Source organism: Halobacterium sp. DL1 (assembly GCA_000230955.3).
Classification (GTDB): domain Archaea; phylum Halobacteriota; class Halobacteria; order Halobacteriales; family Halobacteriaceae; genus Halobacterium.
On record CP007060.1, the window covers coordinates 312,987 to 325,926 of the forward strand.

16 protein-coding genes are annotated in these 12,940 nt (G+C 69.4%); 8 read left to right on the top strand and 8 right to left on the bottom strand.

Features of this window, described 5'->3' with window-relative positions; translation table 11 throughout:
- Positions 1-30: 30 nt before the first annotated feature.
- Entirely contained in the window at positions 31-621 is a 591-nt protein-coding gene (locus HALDL1_03185; GenBank protein AHG02738.1) for a riboflavin synthase subunit alpha, read from the top strand.
- Here HALDL1_03185 and HALDL1_03190 read toward each other — a convergent pair.
- Positions 615-1,691, bottom strand: a complete 1,077-nt coding sequence (locus HALDL1_03190; GenBank protein ID AHG02739.1) for a hypothetical protein — start codon at positions 1,689-1,691, stop codon at positions 615-617. The genes HALDL1_03185 and HALDL1_03190 overlap by 7 nt on opposite strands.
- A 109-nt stretch (positions 1,692-1,800) precedes the next feature.
- On the opposite strand from HALDL1_03190, the gene HALDL1_03195 reads away from it, so the two are divergent.
- From HALDL1_03195 to HALDL1_03205, 3 genes are read left to right on the top strand one after another with little or no spacing between them, the layout of a single operon-like run.
- The gene (locus HALDL1_03195; GenBank protein AHG05108.1) at positions 1,801-1,935 is read left to right on the top strand and encodes a hypothetical protein; all 135 of its coding nucleotides are present in this window, start codon (positions 1,801-1,803) and stop codon (positions 1,933-1,935) included.
- A 39-nt stretch (positions 1,936-1,974) separates the two neighbouring features.
- A complete protein-coding gene (locus tag HALDL1_03200; GenBank protein ID AHG02740.1) occupies positions 1,975-2,367 on the top strand; it encodes a hypothetical protein in 393 nt (130 codons plus the stop codon).
- A complete protein-coding gene (locus HALDL1_03205) occupies positions 2,364-3,785 on the top strand; it encodes an RNA-binding protein (protein ID AHG02741.1) in 1,422 nt (473 codons plus the stop codon). Before HALDL1_03200 ends, HALDL1_03205 begins: the two co-directional genes overlap by 4 nt.
- On the opposite strand, the gene HALDL1_03210 is transcribed toward HALDL1_03205, so the two are convergent.
- From HALDL1_03210 to HALDL1_03230, 5 genes are all read right to left on the bottom strand, one after another.
- Entirely contained in the window at positions 3,782-4,153 is a 372-nt protein-coding gene (locus tag HALDL1_03210) for a nitrogen-fixing protein NifU (GenBank protein ID AHG02742.1), read from the bottom strand. The genes HALDL1_03205 and HALDL1_03210 overlap by 4 nt on opposite strands.
- 38 nt (positions 4,154-4,191) lie before the next feature.
- Positions 4,192-5,652, bottom strand: coding sequence for a nitrogen fixation protein NifU (locus tag HALDL1_03215; GenBank protein AHG02743.1), 1,461 nt, complete (start codon positions 5,650-5,652; stop codon positions 4,192-4,194).
- A gap of 65 nt (positions 5,653-5,717) precedes the next feature.
- A complete protein-coding gene (locus HALDL1_03220; protein ID AHG02744.1) occupies positions 5,718-6,314 on the bottom strand; it encodes a hypothetical protein in 597 nt (198 codons plus the stop codon).
- The gene (locus HALDL1_03225) at positions 6,314-6,463 is read right to left on the bottom strand and encodes a hypothetical protein (GenBank protein AHG05109.1); all 150 of its coding nucleotides are present in this window, start codon (positions 6,461-6,463) and stop codon (positions 6,314-6,316) included. Before HALDL1_03225 ends, HALDL1_03220 begins: the two co-directional genes overlap by 1 nt.
- Positions 6,460-6,636 carry a hypothetical protein gene (locus HALDL1_03230; protein ID AHG05110.1) on the bottom strand — a complete coding sequence of 59 codons (177 nt, stop codon included), beginning with the start codon at positions 6,634-6,636 and terminating at the stop codon, positions 6,460-6,462. Before HALDL1_03230 ends, HALDL1_03225 begins: the two co-directional genes overlap by 4 nt.
- Before the next feature lie 58 nt (positions 6,637-6,694).
- Between HALDL1_03230 and HALDL1_03235 the strand changes: the two genes are divergently transcribed.
- A complete protein-coding gene (locus HALDL1_03235; GenBank protein ID AHG02745.1) occupies positions 6,695-7,435 on the top strand; it encodes an oxidoreductase in 741 nt (246 codons plus the stop codon).
- An 18-nt stretch (positions 7,436-7,453) separates the two neighbouring features.
- On the opposite strand, the gene HALDL1_03240 is transcribed toward HALDL1_03235, so the two are convergent.
- The gene (locus tag HALDL1_03240; protein AHG02746.1) at positions 7,454-7,654 is read right to left on the bottom strand and encodes a hypothetical protein; all 201 of its coding nucleotides are present in this window, start codon (positions 7,652-7,654) and stop codon (positions 7,454-7,456) included.
- A gap of 109 nt (positions 7,655-7,763) precedes the next feature.
- Between HALDL1_03240 and HALDL1_03245 the strand changes: the two genes are divergently transcribed.
- Both HALDL1_03245 and HALDL1_03250 read left to right on the top strand, forming a co-directional pair.
- Complete coding sequence (locus HALDL1_03245) at positions 7,764-8,234, top strand: YbaK/prolyl-tRNA synthetase associated region (protein AHG02747.1); 471 nt, start codon at positions 7,764-7,766, stop codon at positions 8,232-8,234.
- 42 nt (positions 8,235-8,276) lie between these two features.
- A complete protein-coding gene (locus HALDL1_03250) occupies positions 8,277-9,224 on the top strand; it encodes an alpha/beta hydrolase (protein AHG02748.1) in 948 nt (315 codons plus the stop codon).
- A 54-nt stretch (positions 9,225-9,278) separates the two neighbouring features.
- Here the strand turns inward: HALDL1_03250 and HALDL1_03255 are convergent, their stop codons facing one another.
- Complete coding sequence (locus tag HALDL1_03255; GenBank protein ID AHG02749.1) at positions 9,279-9,860, bottom strand: hypothetical protein; 582 nt, start codon at positions 9,858-9,860, stop codon at positions 9,279-9,281.
- Between the two features lie 91 nt (positions 9,861-9,951).
- Here HALDL1_03255 and HALDL1_03260 point away from each other — a divergent pair, with 91 nt between their 5' ends.
- Entirely contained in the window at positions 9,952-12,924 is a 2,973-nt protein-coding gene (locus HALDL1_03260) for an excinuclease ABC subunit A (GenBank protein AHG02750.1), read from the top strand.
- The last annotated feature ends 16 nt before the right edge of the window (positions 12,925-12,940 follow it).

Consider the following 12,940-nt stretch of genomic DNA (forward strand, 5'->3'; position numbering starts at 1 on the left):
ACTTTCGTTACGCGTATCGAATCTGGTGGTGTGTTCACCGGAATCGTCGAGGAGACGGGCATCGTCGAGGACGTGGTCGACGGCGAGGGTGGCCGTCGCCTCCGAATCAGCACCGACGCGCTCACCGACTTCACGCACGGCGAGAGCATCAGCGTCGGCGGCGTCTGCCTCACGGTCGAGGAGCACGGGTCGGACTGGTTCACCGCGTTCACCGCCACGGAGACCCTCGAGAAGACCTCCCTCGAGACGGTGGGGGAGAGCGACCGCGTGAACCTCGAACGCGCGCTCCCTGCGGACGGCCGCCTCGACGGCCACATCGTGCAGGGCCACGTCGACACCACCACCGAAGTGGTTGACGTCGAGTCGGTCGGCGAGGACTGGACGTACACGTTCGCGCTCCCGGCGGGCCACGAGCAGTACGTCGCCCAGAAGGGGTCGGTCACGCTCGACGGCGTCAGCCTCACCGTCGCCGCCGTCGACGACACCGCGGGTACGTTCTCCGTCGCCATCGTCCCCACGACGTACGACCTCACCACCATCGGGGAGCGCGACCCCGGAGACAGCGTCAACGTCGAGGTGGACGTGCTGGCGAAGTACGTCGAGCGCCTGAACGGCTACTGACTGTTCCCCGACCCCTCGGTGGCCGTCGTCTTCTCCCCGGGGCCCTCGTCGTCGGCGTCGACGGCTTCGTGGTCGCTGGCCCCGGTGCGGACGTAGGCGTCCTGGTAGGCCGACAGTTTCCGGTAGAGAACCCAGAGGAGCGCCCCGTCGTAGAGTATCACGAACGCGATGAACCCGAGGCCCGTGGAGACGTTCAGCGTGCCCGTGATGCTCGCGAGGTTCGTGACGAGGGTGTTGTACGTCGCGTGGATGACGGCCGCGATGAGCAGCCCCTTCACGACGATGGGGCCACGGTTCTCCTGGTTGAACTTCGCCAGCCCGAGGTAGTAGCCCGCGAACGCCGAGTAGATGACGTGCCCGGGGCCCGCGAACGTCCGCACGGCCGCCGTCTGGAGCGCGACGCTATCGAAGATGGCGCCGCTGGCAGCCTGTGAGGCCGTCAGCACCTCTCGACTGATGTAGAGCGCGTTCTCGACGGTGGCGAATCCCAGGCCCGCCATCGCGCCGTACACCGCGCCGTCGACGACGGCGTCGAAGCGGGTGCTCCGGTAGGCGTAGAGGCGGATGGCGAGCCACTTCACCGTCTCCTCGACGGGGCCGACGATGAGGAAGAAGAACAGCGCCGGTGCGAGCACCGCCAGCCAGCCCGGCGCCCCCTCGCCCGCGAGTCCGAAGAAGAACCCGGAACTGATGCTGTTCAATACGGCGGCGAACCCGGCGAACAGGAACCCCAGCGCGAACGTGACGACGAGCAGTTCGAGTGGCTCGCGTTTCGTCACGTCGGCCTTCCAGATGAACAGCGCCAGCCCCAGCGCTGGCACCACCGACAGCAGCACGTAGACGGCGATGATGGGGCGGTCGACGAAGACGAGGCCGACGGCGGCCGCGAACTGCGCGAGGATGATGAGCAGGCTGAGCACGACGACGGTCGCCCGCGCCGTCGTCGTGAGCGCGCTGTACAGCCACACCGACACGCGGTCGAGCAGCGTCCGCTCTTCCCACGTCACCACGTCGTAGAGGTCGTCGCCGTTGCCCCCCGCCCGCTGGACGGGATCCGTCTCATCTGCCATACACGTGCGTTCGGACTCCCGGCCCTTCTGTGTTCCCGCACGAATCGCCTTATATGCCATTTGTTACCTATAGGGCCACACTTATGCTCGGCATCGGGCTCCCCCACGCATGGCATTCAGTCCCAGCCGCGGTCTGCTCTACTCCAGCCCGCCCGAACCGACACGACAAGACGACCGAGAAGCGAGCGAGGACGACCGAACCGAAGCGTCGACCGACAGCGCGGCCGCGCCGGCCGACGACTGAGGCGGCAACGCTGAAACCCCCGGGAGCCCAAGCACGCGTATGCTCTTCGACCAGCGCACCCGGGCGAAACTCCGGGACGCCGGCCTCTCGCGGGACGACCTCACCGAGATCGAGCGAGCGGTCGCCGAGGAGGCCGCCGCAGAGGCCGACCGCGTGGAGTCCTTCTTCGACGGACGCGACACCATCTACTCCGACATGGACCAGACGCACTCCGCCGCCGAGTTCCCCGAACACGACCTCGACTACGTCGACCTGTTCACGCACAGCCAGGACGTCCGCGGGTTCGTCCGCTTCGGCACCTGGGGAGCGTACGTCGAGGGAGCGCGCGTGCTGAGCGAAGCCGACGGCGACCCCACCGTCGTCGAACTCACGCTCGGCCCGACCATCCACGACCGGGTTCGCTTCGCCGGCGAGCGGGCGGCGCTCGAATGACGCGCGTCCGCGTCCGCGGCATCTACGCGACGGCACTCACCCACCTCTTTCGAGAGGCCGGCCTCGACGTGGTCGCGGCGTCGCCGCCCATCCGCGAGCGCTTCGAGGCCGACTTCGAGACGGCCGAACACGACGCCGACGTCTGGATGACGCCCGACCGGCAGGGCGTCGGCGTCGCCGCCACCCCCGACGCCGCCGAAGCCGTGTTCGCGGTCCTCCGCGACGTTGGCCTCGACACGTTCGTGTGGGCGGACCGTGCGGCCCGCGGCGCAGTGTTCGATGCCGTCGTGGAGCGCACGGTCGGCGGCGGCGCCGTCGTCGACCTGGGTGAGGGTCGGGAGGCGTACCTGCCCTTCGACACCGCCGACAGCCACGTCGAGGAGGGCGACACGCTCCGTGTGCAGGTTCACGAACCGAACCCGCCGTGGGGCCGCGACCGGCCGGTGATCGGCACCGAGATTCGCGCGCCGGGCGGGGTGGCGACGCTCGAACGCGGCGTCGACGCGCTCGTCGCGGGGACGCCGGGGGGCGGCGCGGACCACGAACTCGCCCGGACCACGGAACTGCTCGACCCGGACCTCCCCGACAACTGGGGCGTCCGCTGGGAGTACGACGCGGAGGACGCAGACATGAGCGCGCTCGGCGACGCCCTCGACACGGTCGCCGACGTCGCCGCCGACCTGGAGGCCGCGCTCGCCGACGCGCCCGACCCCGGGGACGATGCGCCGCGACTGGTCGCCGCCCCCGAGGAGACGGCCTGGGCGTGGTTCGGGCGCGACTCCCGGTTCGCGCTCGACGACCGCCGCCGCGAGGTGGCCCCGACGATGGACGGCCACCACCGCGTCAAGGCCGGCAGCGAGACGGCCAGCGGCGCGGTCGACTTCGCGGAGTCGCTCGGCGTCGAGACGGGGTCGTTCCCGTTCGACGCGGTGACCGACCAGTTCGGCCCCCGCGAGGGCGACACGGTGGCGCTCCGGCACGGCAAGCCCGACGGCCGACGCATCACGCTCGGCCGGGGCGAGGTCACCGACGTCGACAGCGAGAAGGGGAGACTCTCCGTCGAGCGGGAGATGACGGCCGGTGGCGTCTACGACGAGCTCGACGTCGAGCGCGAGGCGGGCGACGTCGCCACCACCCGGTTCACGGAGGGGAACTGGTGGTACCCGACCGTCTACCGCGCCGACGACGGCACCGTCAAGGGGACCTACCTGAACGTCTCGACGCCCGTCGAGGTGTTCCCGAACACAGTCCGGTACGTCGACCTCCACGTGGACGTGGTGAAACACGCCGACGGCACGGTCGAGGTCGTCGACGAGGACGAGCTACAGGACTGCGTGGACGCGGGCACCGTCTCCCCGGAGCTCGCGGAGCGGGCGCTAGACGTCGCCGAGCGCGTGCGGCGCGCCGTCGAGAACTAGAAGTGGCTGTCGGAGTCCGGACTGCCCTCGCCGCGCCCGCCGCGCCCGCCCTCGTTGCGGTCGACGCCCATGAAGCTCTCCGGCTGGTCGCCGCCCCACCCGCCGCCGTCGCCGTCCGTGAACCGCACGACGACGTCGTTGACTTCGTCGAACTCCGCCGCGAGGTCCATCTTGATCCGCTGGGCGGTCCGGGGGCTGATACCACACCCTGAACAGGCGCCGCCGAGTTCGACGATGACTTCGCCGTCCTCGGGGTCGGCCTTCCGAATGGCGCTCGTTCCGCCGTGACTCCGGATGATCGGCATCTGGGCCGTGAGCCACGTCTCGACGCGCTCGTGGAGGTCCCCCGCGCCCGCTGTCTCGCTCATGAGCGAGCCTACGCGCCCGAGGTGTGGTATACCTTCGGTTAGTCGAGACGCCGCCACGCCGCCAGCGCGGCCGCCGACGCAGCCGACAGTCCGGCGACCACGCCGAAGCCAGGGACGCCGACGCCGGAGTCGCTGCCTTCGGGCACCTCGGTCGTGGTGTCGCCGACAGCCGACGTGGTCGTGCTCTGGGCTGCCGTGGTCGCGGTGCTGTCGCTGCCCGAAGTCGTACTGCCTCCGGCCGTCGTGGTGGGCGTCTGGGGGGCCATCGACGGCGGATTCGCCTGCTCGCCGGCGCGGTTCGGGAAGGTGTAGACGCCGGAGGGGTAGTCGCCGCTGCCCGCACGGTTGCTCGTGACGAACGCGTCTCCGGAGAGGTACTGTGCCGTCCAGAAACTGGCCTGTTCGGGTTGGCGCCACCACGCCAGTTCCTCGGGGTTCGTGGGGTCGCTCACGTCGAAGAGCTTCACGCCGCCCCGGTACCACGACGTGTAGAGGCGGTCGCCGCGGAGCTCGAAGTTGTGCGATGTGGTCCACGTCCCCTGCTGGGTCGCGTCCGGCGTCTCCGGCGGTTCGACGAACGCCACCTTCTCCGGGTTCTGGGGGTCCGAGATGTCCCAGAGGTCGATGCCGCCCGGCCCGCCCTGGTTCTCCGTCTCGGCGACGTCCCAGGCCTCCGCGCCGGAGCCCAGCAGCGTCGCGTCGTCGTTGACCGTGACGTAGTGGGAGTTGCCCGGAACCTCGACGCCCTCGACGTAGGGCTGTTCGAGGTTCTGGAGGTCCGTCACGTCGTAGTGGCCGAAGTGATTCACGTACTCCGGATTCGCGGGGTCACTGACGTCGACGAGCCACGTGCCGGCGTCCCAGTGCGCGATGTACAGCGTGCCGTCCTGGACGTAGAGGTCGTGGTTCGACCGCACGAACCAGTTGACGGTGCGCCACCGGTCGTCGTGGTCGACGATGGACCAGCGCCCGACCTCCTCGGGGGTGGCGCTCACGTCCACCATCACGACCGGGTTGTTCCGCTGGTCGTTCGCGGTGAGGTACGCCACGTCGCCGTCGAGGTAGGCGTTGTGGATGGGAAAGTCGGTTTCGTGGAAGCCTGTGCGCTCCGGGCTGGCGGGGTCGCTGACGTCGTACACCGCCATCCCCTGCAGTATCTCCTGGCTGGACCCGTTCGCCGGACCGACGACGATCAGCGTGTCGCCGTCCACCTTCACGTCGTAGATCTGTCGGAGCGGGCCGTTCTCCCGCTCAGAGAGGAGGAACGACGCCTCGGAGAGCACCTCGGGGGTGGCGGGGTCGCTGACGTCCACCGTAGCGAACCCGTCGGTCGTGGCTGCGTAGGCCGTTTCGCCGTCGACCACGACCTCCTTGGTCGCCTCGATGGCGACGTGGCCGAGCGGCTCGTAGGAGTCCTGACTGTCGGCGGTCACCGCGCTACTCACCAGTGGGAGGGCTGCTGCGCCCAGGGCGCCGCGCAGCACGTCGCGTCGTCGCATGGGACTCTCTCTGGGTGGGCCGTGCAAAAGTCCTGCGCCGAGTTACGGGGCCTGCGAGCGGTGCCCTACGGCGGCCCGCGCCGGGTCCCGACCCAGACGGTTCCCGGACCGCCGACCCGGCAGGTGGCGGTCGCGTCCTCCAGCGCACTGATTCGCTCCACGCTCACGTCCGCCCGGTCGTCGAAGGCGACGACGTGGTCCGCGGACACGACCCGGTCCTCGCCGGCGGCGACGTCGACGCGCTCGACGCGCCCGCGGCCCGCGAGGAACGCGGTTCCCTCGCCGGAGAGCATCGTCAGGAAGAGGCCGTGGCCGCGGTCCGGCGCGTTGCCCACGCGGTCGGCGCCGATGCGGACGCCGTCGGTCGCCGCGAGGAACGCGGTCCGTGCGGCCGCCACGCGCCGGTCACCGACCTCGCAGGCGACCAGTTCGCCGTGGTGGTCGGGCGCGAACCGGGCGTTCGTCTCGCGCTCGGCCGTGAGACGGACCGGCGTGCGCTCGCGCTTTCGGGCCGCGTTCGCCACCGTCCTGAGGACGCCCTCCCTCGCACGCTCGATACGGACGTCGCCGGTGTGGTCGACGAGCGACCCGGCGGCCGCGAGCAGCGAGTCACCGGCGTCGAACGAGACGTCCAACACGCCGTCCTCGACCGTCGCGTCCATCAGTGGTCGTCGCGCACGAAGGTCACTGGACACGGCGCCGACAGCAACACGGACTGGGCGGTGCTCCCGAAGACCGCCTTTCCGGTCGGCGAGCGCTTCCGGCCGCCGACGACGGCGAGGTCCGCGTCCGTGTCCTCGACCAGCGTCACGACGTCGCCACCCGTCCGCTCTCGCGGTCTGCCACCGACGCGTCGGTCGAGAGGCGCGCCACCGACACCGTCGCGTCCATCGGTCCCGCGAGGTCGGCCGTCGTCGCCGCTAGCCTATCCACGCGGTCCCGATTCCCGGGCCCGACTACGACCAGAATACGCTCGATTGCCATGGGGCGAGGTTGCCGGCGACCTCCATAAACATATGGCCGCGTCGCGAGTACGTCCAGTATGCTCGAACCCGACCTCGAGGGCCACACCGCGCTCGTCACCGGGAGTTCCGGTGGACTCGGCAGCGCGCTCGTCCGCTCGCTCGCCGCCTGCGGGGCCAGCGTCGCCGTCCACTACCACTCCAGCGCCGACGCCGCCAGCGAGACGGCCGACGCGGCGCGTGACGCGGGCGCTCCCGAGTCCACCACCGTCCAGGGCGACGTCACGGACCCCGACGGCGTGGACGGTCTGTTCGCGGACGCCAAGGACGAAGTCGGCACAGTGGACGTGCTCGTGAACAACGTCGGCGACTTCGCGCCCGCCCACTGGGCCGACTTGAGCGTCGAGGAGTGGAACCGCGTGCTCCAGACGAACCTCACGGGCACCTACCTCTGCTCGAGGCGCGCGCTCGACGGCATGCGCGACCAGCAGTGGGGCCGCATCGTCAACATCGGCTACGCGTCCGCGGAGAAGGGGCTAGTCTCCCCGAAGAACTTCCCGTACTTCGTCGCCAAGCAGGGCGTCCTGATGTTCACCCGGATGCTCGCCGCCGACACCAAGGACGACGGCGTCACCGTCAACGCCGTCTCACCCTACGTCATGGAGAACTCCGACGAGTTCCCGGAGGACGCGCCCCGCGGCCGCTGGGCGTCCTTCGAGGACGTCGCGCAGGCCGTCCGGTTCTTCTGCGACGAGGATTCGGCGTACATCTCGGGGGAGAACATCGAGGTGGACGGCGGGTGGCTGCCGGAGGACGTCTGAATCGCTGGCTGGAATCAGTCAGGCGTCCTCGTCCGACGCCCACGGCCCGATTCCTGCGACGTTCCCGAGCAGCCAGCCGGCGAACAGCGGGACGAGGATAGCCAGGCAGCCGAGTCCGACCCACCGCGCCGGCGGCGGTTGGGTCGCGAGGTAGACGAGGTACGCCGTCCCGGCGAGCGGGAGCAGTCGGCTGTACCCGGTCCCGAAGTCCGCGTTCATGCGCTGGCTTGCACCCGGGGACTGAAGAACTCGTCTCTGTGCGACCGTTCGCCGCGCTCGGTTACGGGGAACGACACGCCTTTCTCGCCGGGCCGTGTGACCGACGAGCATGCACGAGCGAGCCGAGGAGTTCGCCGAGCGGGCCAGCGAGGAGCACGACCTCGACGTGGACGTCCACGAGTTCGACGAGGGGACCAAGACCGCCGCCGACGCCGCCGACGCCATCGGCTGCGACGTCGCGCAGATCGCCTCCAGCATCGTCGTGGTGGCCGACGACGACCCCGTGGTCGTCGTGACGAGCGGCGCGAACCGCGTGGACTTCGGGAAGGTCGCTGTGTACCAGGACGCCAGCGACGCGCGGATGGCGGAGGCCGACGAGGTGAAGGAGGCGACCGGCTGGAGCATCGGCGGCGTGCCGCCCATCTGCCACGAGAACGGCGTCCCCGTCCTGCTCGACGACACGCTGCTCGCCCACGACGAGGTGTGGGCGGCCGCGGGGACGCCGACCGCGGTGTGGCCCATCGAACCGGAGCGACTGCGGGAGCTCTCGGGCGCGGAGCCGGCGGACGTCGCGGAGTAGCGCCGACGCCGTCTTTTTCTGTCGACCGGCCGAACGCAGCGTATGGACGAGGCCGACCTCCACCCGCAGGCCGAGGCGGCGCTGGAACGCCGCCGGAAACTCGGACTTTCGTCGCTCCGGGACGTCGGCGTCCGGCGACTCCGCTGGCTGGGTCGCCTGATGAACTGGTGGCAGAACCGCAACCCGCCCGCGGTCGGGCGGACCGTCGAACGGTCGATTCCCGGACCCGACGGCGACCTTCCCATCCGAATCTACCGGCCGCACGGCGACGGGCCGTTTCCCACGGTCGTCTTCTTCCACGGCGGCGGCTACGTGCTCGGGAGCCTGGAGAGCCACGACCTGCTCTGCCGGCACCTAGCCCGGGAGTCCGGCGCCGTCGTGGTGGCCGTGGACTACCGACTCGCGCCCGAACACCCGTTCCCGGCGGCCGTCGAGGACGCCTACGCCGCCGTCGAGTGGGCGGCCGCCAACCCCGACGCGCTCGCATCGGACGGCAACCTCGCCGTGGTCGGAGACAGCGCGGGCGGCGCCCTCGCGGCCGTCGCGGCGCTGATGGCCGCCGAGAAAAACGGGCCCGACATCGACCACCAGGCGCTGCTTTACCCGGGCGTCGGCATCGAGCGGGACCAGCAGTCGGTCCGGGAGCACGCCGGCCGGGTCCTCTCAGAGGACGACCTTGAGTGGTTCCGGGAGTGCTACTTCGGGAGCGAGGTCCACGAGCGAAACCCGTACGCCGACCCGACCAACGCCTGCGACCTCTCCGGCGTTCCGCCTGCGACCGTCGTCACGGCGGGCTTCGACCCGCTGCGGGACGGCGGCGTGGCGTACGCCGAGCAACTCGAAGCGGACGGCGTCCCTGTCAGGCACGTGGAGTACGACGACATGATCCACGGGTTCGCCACGATGTTGTCGTCGCCTGACCTCGACCGCGCTCACGAGGCAATCGCGGACGTCGCTGGCGACCTCCGGCGCACGTTCGGCACCGCGTAACACGCTCGACGAGCGACCCGGCGGCGGGAAACCGGCGTTCTTGGAGTCCGGCGGCTACTGGTTCTCGAGGGCGTCGATGACGCAGGCCGCCGCGACGACGGCTTCCTTCGGGACGTTGCTGGCGTCGTCGATGGTGACGGTGTACGTGTCCCGGAGGGAAGACTTGCCGTCGATGTCGCCGACGTGGCCCCCGCTGGCGTCGCGTATCTCGTACTTGTTCGGGAAGAGGTTCGCGAGGTCGACGAGGTGCCGGAGCATCGAGAGCAGTTTGCTCTTGGACTCGATGGTCGCCAGCGCGTCCCCCGTTTCGGGGTCTCTGACCGTCCAGTTCTCGACGAACAGCGAGAGGTCCTCGTCGAGCGAGACGACGGCCTCGCCGGTCGCGTCGTCGATGACAGAGTAGTTGCCCGCGACGTCCAGGATGCCACCCGCCTTCACAGTGAACGCCGCGTCCCCGTCGCCGGTGACGAACGGGAACTCCTCTTTCATCTTGAACAGCTTCTGCTTCGCGCGGAGGACGACATCGCCGGCGGCGTCGCGGACGGCGTACTTGTTCCGGATTAGTGACTGCTTGACCACGTAGCGGTCGTCGTCGAGGTCGACCGTGGAGATGTCGTAATCGCTAGCGGGGGACATACAGCGAACTGTCGCGTCCTGCCGCATAAGGATTCGTGGCGACGGCCGGGACCGACAAACCTTCACCCCCACACGCGGTAGTAGACTCCTAATGAGAGACGAGTACATCGAGGTCCGCGGGGCCGAGGAACACAACCTCAAGGACCTCGACGTGAAGCTGCCACGGGAGTCGTTCAACGTGGTGACCGGCCTCTCCGGGTCGGGGAAATCGTCGCTCGCGTTCCAGACCATCTACGCCGAGGGCCAGCGCCGCTACATCGAGAGCCTGTCGGCGTACGCCCGGAACTTCCTCGGGCAGATGGACAAACCCCAGGTGGAGTCCGTCGAGGGACTCTCCCCAGCCATCTCCATCGACCAGAAGAACGCCGCGAACAACCCCCGCTCGACGGTCGGCACCGTCACCGAACTCCACGACTACCTCCGCCTGCTGTACGCCCGCGTCGGCATCCCACACTGCCCGGAGTGTGGCCGCGAGGTCGGCGAGCAGTCCGCCCAGCAGATGGTGCGGCGCATCCTCGAACTCCCCGAAGGGACGAAGCTGAAGGTGCTCGCGCCGGTCGTGCGCGACCAGAAGGGCGCCTTCGAGGACCGCTTCGACCAGTTCGTCGCCGAGGGCTACTCCCGCGTGGAGGTCGACGGCGAGGAGTTCGACCTCGCCTACGACCGACCGGACCTCGACGAGAACTACGACCACACCATCGACGTCGTCGTCGACCGCGTGACGGTCAGCGACGACGCCCGCTCGCGCATCACCGACAGCGTCGAGACCGCCCTCGAGGAGGCCGACGGCGTGCTGAAGGTCGTCGTCCCCGACCCGAGTGAGGACCTCGAACTCGGCGGCGCGACGGCGCGCTCGACGGGCGACCTCGCGGACGAGGCGGTCGACGACAGGCTGGTCGTGGAGTTCTCCGAGGCGCTCGCGTGCACGCACTGCGGCATCGACATCAGCGAGATCGAGACCCGGAGCTTCTCGTTCAACAGTCCCCACGGCGCCTGCCCGGAGTGCGAGGGCATCGGGAACACGAAGGAGGTCAGCGAGGACCTCGTCGTCGTCGACCCCGCCAAGCCGCTGAAGGACGTCTTCGAGGCGTGGAGTTACAACCGGTCGTACTACCGGACCCGGCTGGACGCCGTCGCCGAGCACTTCGGCGTCTCCGTGCGCACGCCGTTCGAGGACCTCGACGAGGACGTCCAGGACGCGTTCCTCTACGGCACCAGCGAGGACGTCGTGTTCAAGCGGAACACGAAGAACGGCGTCCGACGGAAGGAGAAGCGCTTCGAGGGCGTCATCCCGAACCTCGAGCGCCGCTACGTGGAGACGGATTCGGACTCCACCAGGGACCACATCGAGAAGTACATGTCCGTGACGACGTGTCCGGCCTGCGACGGGACGCGCCTGAAGCCGTCTTCACGGGCCGTGCTCGTCCAGGGCACCTCCATCACGGAAGTGAACCGGATGAGCATCGGCGACGCCCTCGAGCACTTCGAGGGGATGGAGGCGGGGATGGACGAGCGGGACACGAAGATCGCCGAGGAGATCCTCAAGGAGATCCGCGCCCGCCTCGGGTTCATGTCCGAGGTCGGCCTGGAGTACCTCACGCTCGACCGCGAGGCGTCGACGCTCTCGGGCGGCGAGAGCCAGCGCATCCGCCTCGCCACGCAGATCGGTGCGGGCCTCGTCGGCGTGCTATACGTCCTCGACGAACCGAGCATTGGCCTCCACCAGCGCGACAACGACCGCCTGCTGAACACCCTCGAGGAGCTCCGGGACCTCGGCAACACGCTCGTCGTCGTCGAGCACGACGAGGAGACGATGCGGCGCGCGGACAACGTCGTCGACATGGGACCGGGGCCGGGCCGCCACGGCGGCGAAGTCGTCGCCAACGGCACCGTCGCGGACCTGATGGAGAGCGATGAGTCGGTCACGGGCGACTACCTCGCGGGCCGCAAGCAGATTCCCGTCCCCGAGGACCGCCGCGGCTGGGAGGACAGCCTCACCATCGAGGGCGCCCGCCAGCACAACCTCCGGGACCTCGACGTAGATGTCCCGGTCGGCGCGTTCACCGCCATCACCGGCGTCTCCGGCAGCGGGAAGTCGACGCTGATGCACGACATCCTCTACAAGGGCCTCGCCCGCGAGATGAACGACAACACGAGCGTCGACCCCGGCGAGCACGACGCCATCGAGGGCATCGAGAACGTCGAGAAGGTACGGCTCATCGACCAGTCGCCAATCGGCCGCACGCCGCGCTCGAACCCCGCGACGTACACCGGCGTCTTCGACTACATCCGCGAGAAGTTCGCCCAGACGAAACTCGCCAAACAGCGCGGCTACGAGAAGGGACGGTTCTCGTTCAACGTGAAGGGCGGGCGCTGTGAGGCCTGCGGCGGGCAGGGCACCCAGAAGATCGAGATGAACTTCCTCTCGGACGTCCACGTCCCCTGCGAGGAGTGCGGCGGCGACCGCTACAACGACGAGACCCTCGAGGTGACGTTCAAGGGCAAGACCATCGCGGACGTCCTCCAGATGTCCGTCGAGGAGGCTCACGACTTCTTCGAGGCTGACTCACGGCTCGGCCGCCGGCTGAAGCTGCTGATGGACGTCGGCCTCGACTACATGCGCCTCGGCCAGCCCTCGACCACCCTCAGCGGCGGCGAGGCCCAGCGCGTCAAACTCGCAGAGGAGCTCGGCAAGAAGGACTCCGGCGACACGCTCTACCTGCTCGACGAACCGACGACCGGCCTCCACAGTGCCGACGAGCGGAAACTCATCGAGGTGCTCCAGCGCCTCACCGACCGCGGCAACAGCGTCGTCGTCATCGAGCACGAACTCGACCTCGTGAAGAACGCCGACCACATCGTCGACCTTGGCCCCGAGGGCGGCGAACACGGCGGGGACGTCGTCGCCACCGGCACCCCCGAGGAAGTCGCGCGCAACGACGACAGCCACACTGGCCGCTACCTCCGGGACAAACTCACGGCCATCGACCTGGAGGGCCCGCGTTCGGACCGCGAGAAACCCGCGAAGGACCAGGAGAAGGCTGCTCCGAAGGCGGACGACTAGCTGGGGCCGTCGCCGG

What these genes read in the sequence shown, in the direction of transcription:
- HALDL1_03215 (AHG02743.1), bottom strand. Translation starts at nt 5,652, where the DNA reads ATGCGACGACGCGACGTGCTGCGCGGCGCCCTGGGCGCAGCAGCCCTC.
- HALDL1_03230 (AHG05110.1), bottom strand. Translation starts at nt 6,636, where the DNA reads ATGGCAATCGAGCGTATTCTGGTCGTAGTCGGGCCCGGGAATCGGGAC.
- HALDL1_03255 (AHG02749.1), bottom strand. Translation starts at nt 9,860, where the DNA reads ATGTCCCCCGCTAGCGATTACGACATCTCCACGGTCGACCTCGACGAC.
- HALDL1_03240 (AHG02746.1), bottom strand. Translation starts at nt 7,654, where the DNA reads ATGAACGCGGACTTCGGGACCGGGTACAGCCGACTGCTCCCGCTCGCC.
- HALDL1_03210 (AHG02742.1), bottom strand. Translation starts at nt 4,153, where the DNA reads ATGAGCGAGACAGCGGGCGCGGGGGACCTCCACGAGCGCGTCGAGACG.
- HALDL1_03205 (AHG02741.1), top strand. Translation starts at nt 2,364, where the DNA reads ATGACGCGCGTCCGCGTCCGCGGCATCTACGCGACGGCACTCACCCAC.
- HALDL1_03220 (AHG02744.1), bottom strand. Translation starts at nt 6,314, where the DNA reads ATGGACGCGACGGTCGAGGACGGCGTGTTGGACGTCTCGTTCGACGCC.
- HALDL1_03235 (AHG02745.1), top strand. Translation starts at nt 6,695, where the DNA reads ATGCTCGAACCCGACCTCGAGGGCCACACCGCGCTCGTCACCGGGAGT.
- HALDL1_03190 (AHG02739.1), bottom strand. Translation starts at nt 1,691, where the DNA reads ATGGCAGATGAGACGGATCCCGTCCAGCGGGCGGGGGGCAACGGCGAC.
- HALDL1_03250 (AHG02748.1), top strand. Translation starts at nt 8,277, where the DNA reads ATGGACGAGGCCGACCTCCACCCGCAGGCCGAGGCGGCGCTGGAACGC.
- HALDL1_03195 (AHG05108.1), top strand. Translation starts at nt 1,801, where the DNA reads ATGGCATTCAGTCCCAGCCGCGGTCTGCTCTACTCCAGCCCGCCCGAA.
- HALDL1_03245 (AHG02747.1), top strand. Translation starts at nt 7,764, where the DNA reads ATGCACGAGCGAGCCGAGGAGTTCGCCGAGCGGGCCAGCGAGGAGCAC.
- HALDL1_03260 (AHG02750.1), top strand. Translation starts at nt 9,952, where the DNA reads ATGAGAGACGAGTACATCGAGGTCCGCGGGGCCGAGGAACACAACCTC.
- HALDL1_03200 (AHG02740.1), top strand. Translation starts at nt 1,975, where the DNA reads ATGCTCTTCGACCAGCGCACCCGGGCGAAACTCCGGGACGCCGGCCTC.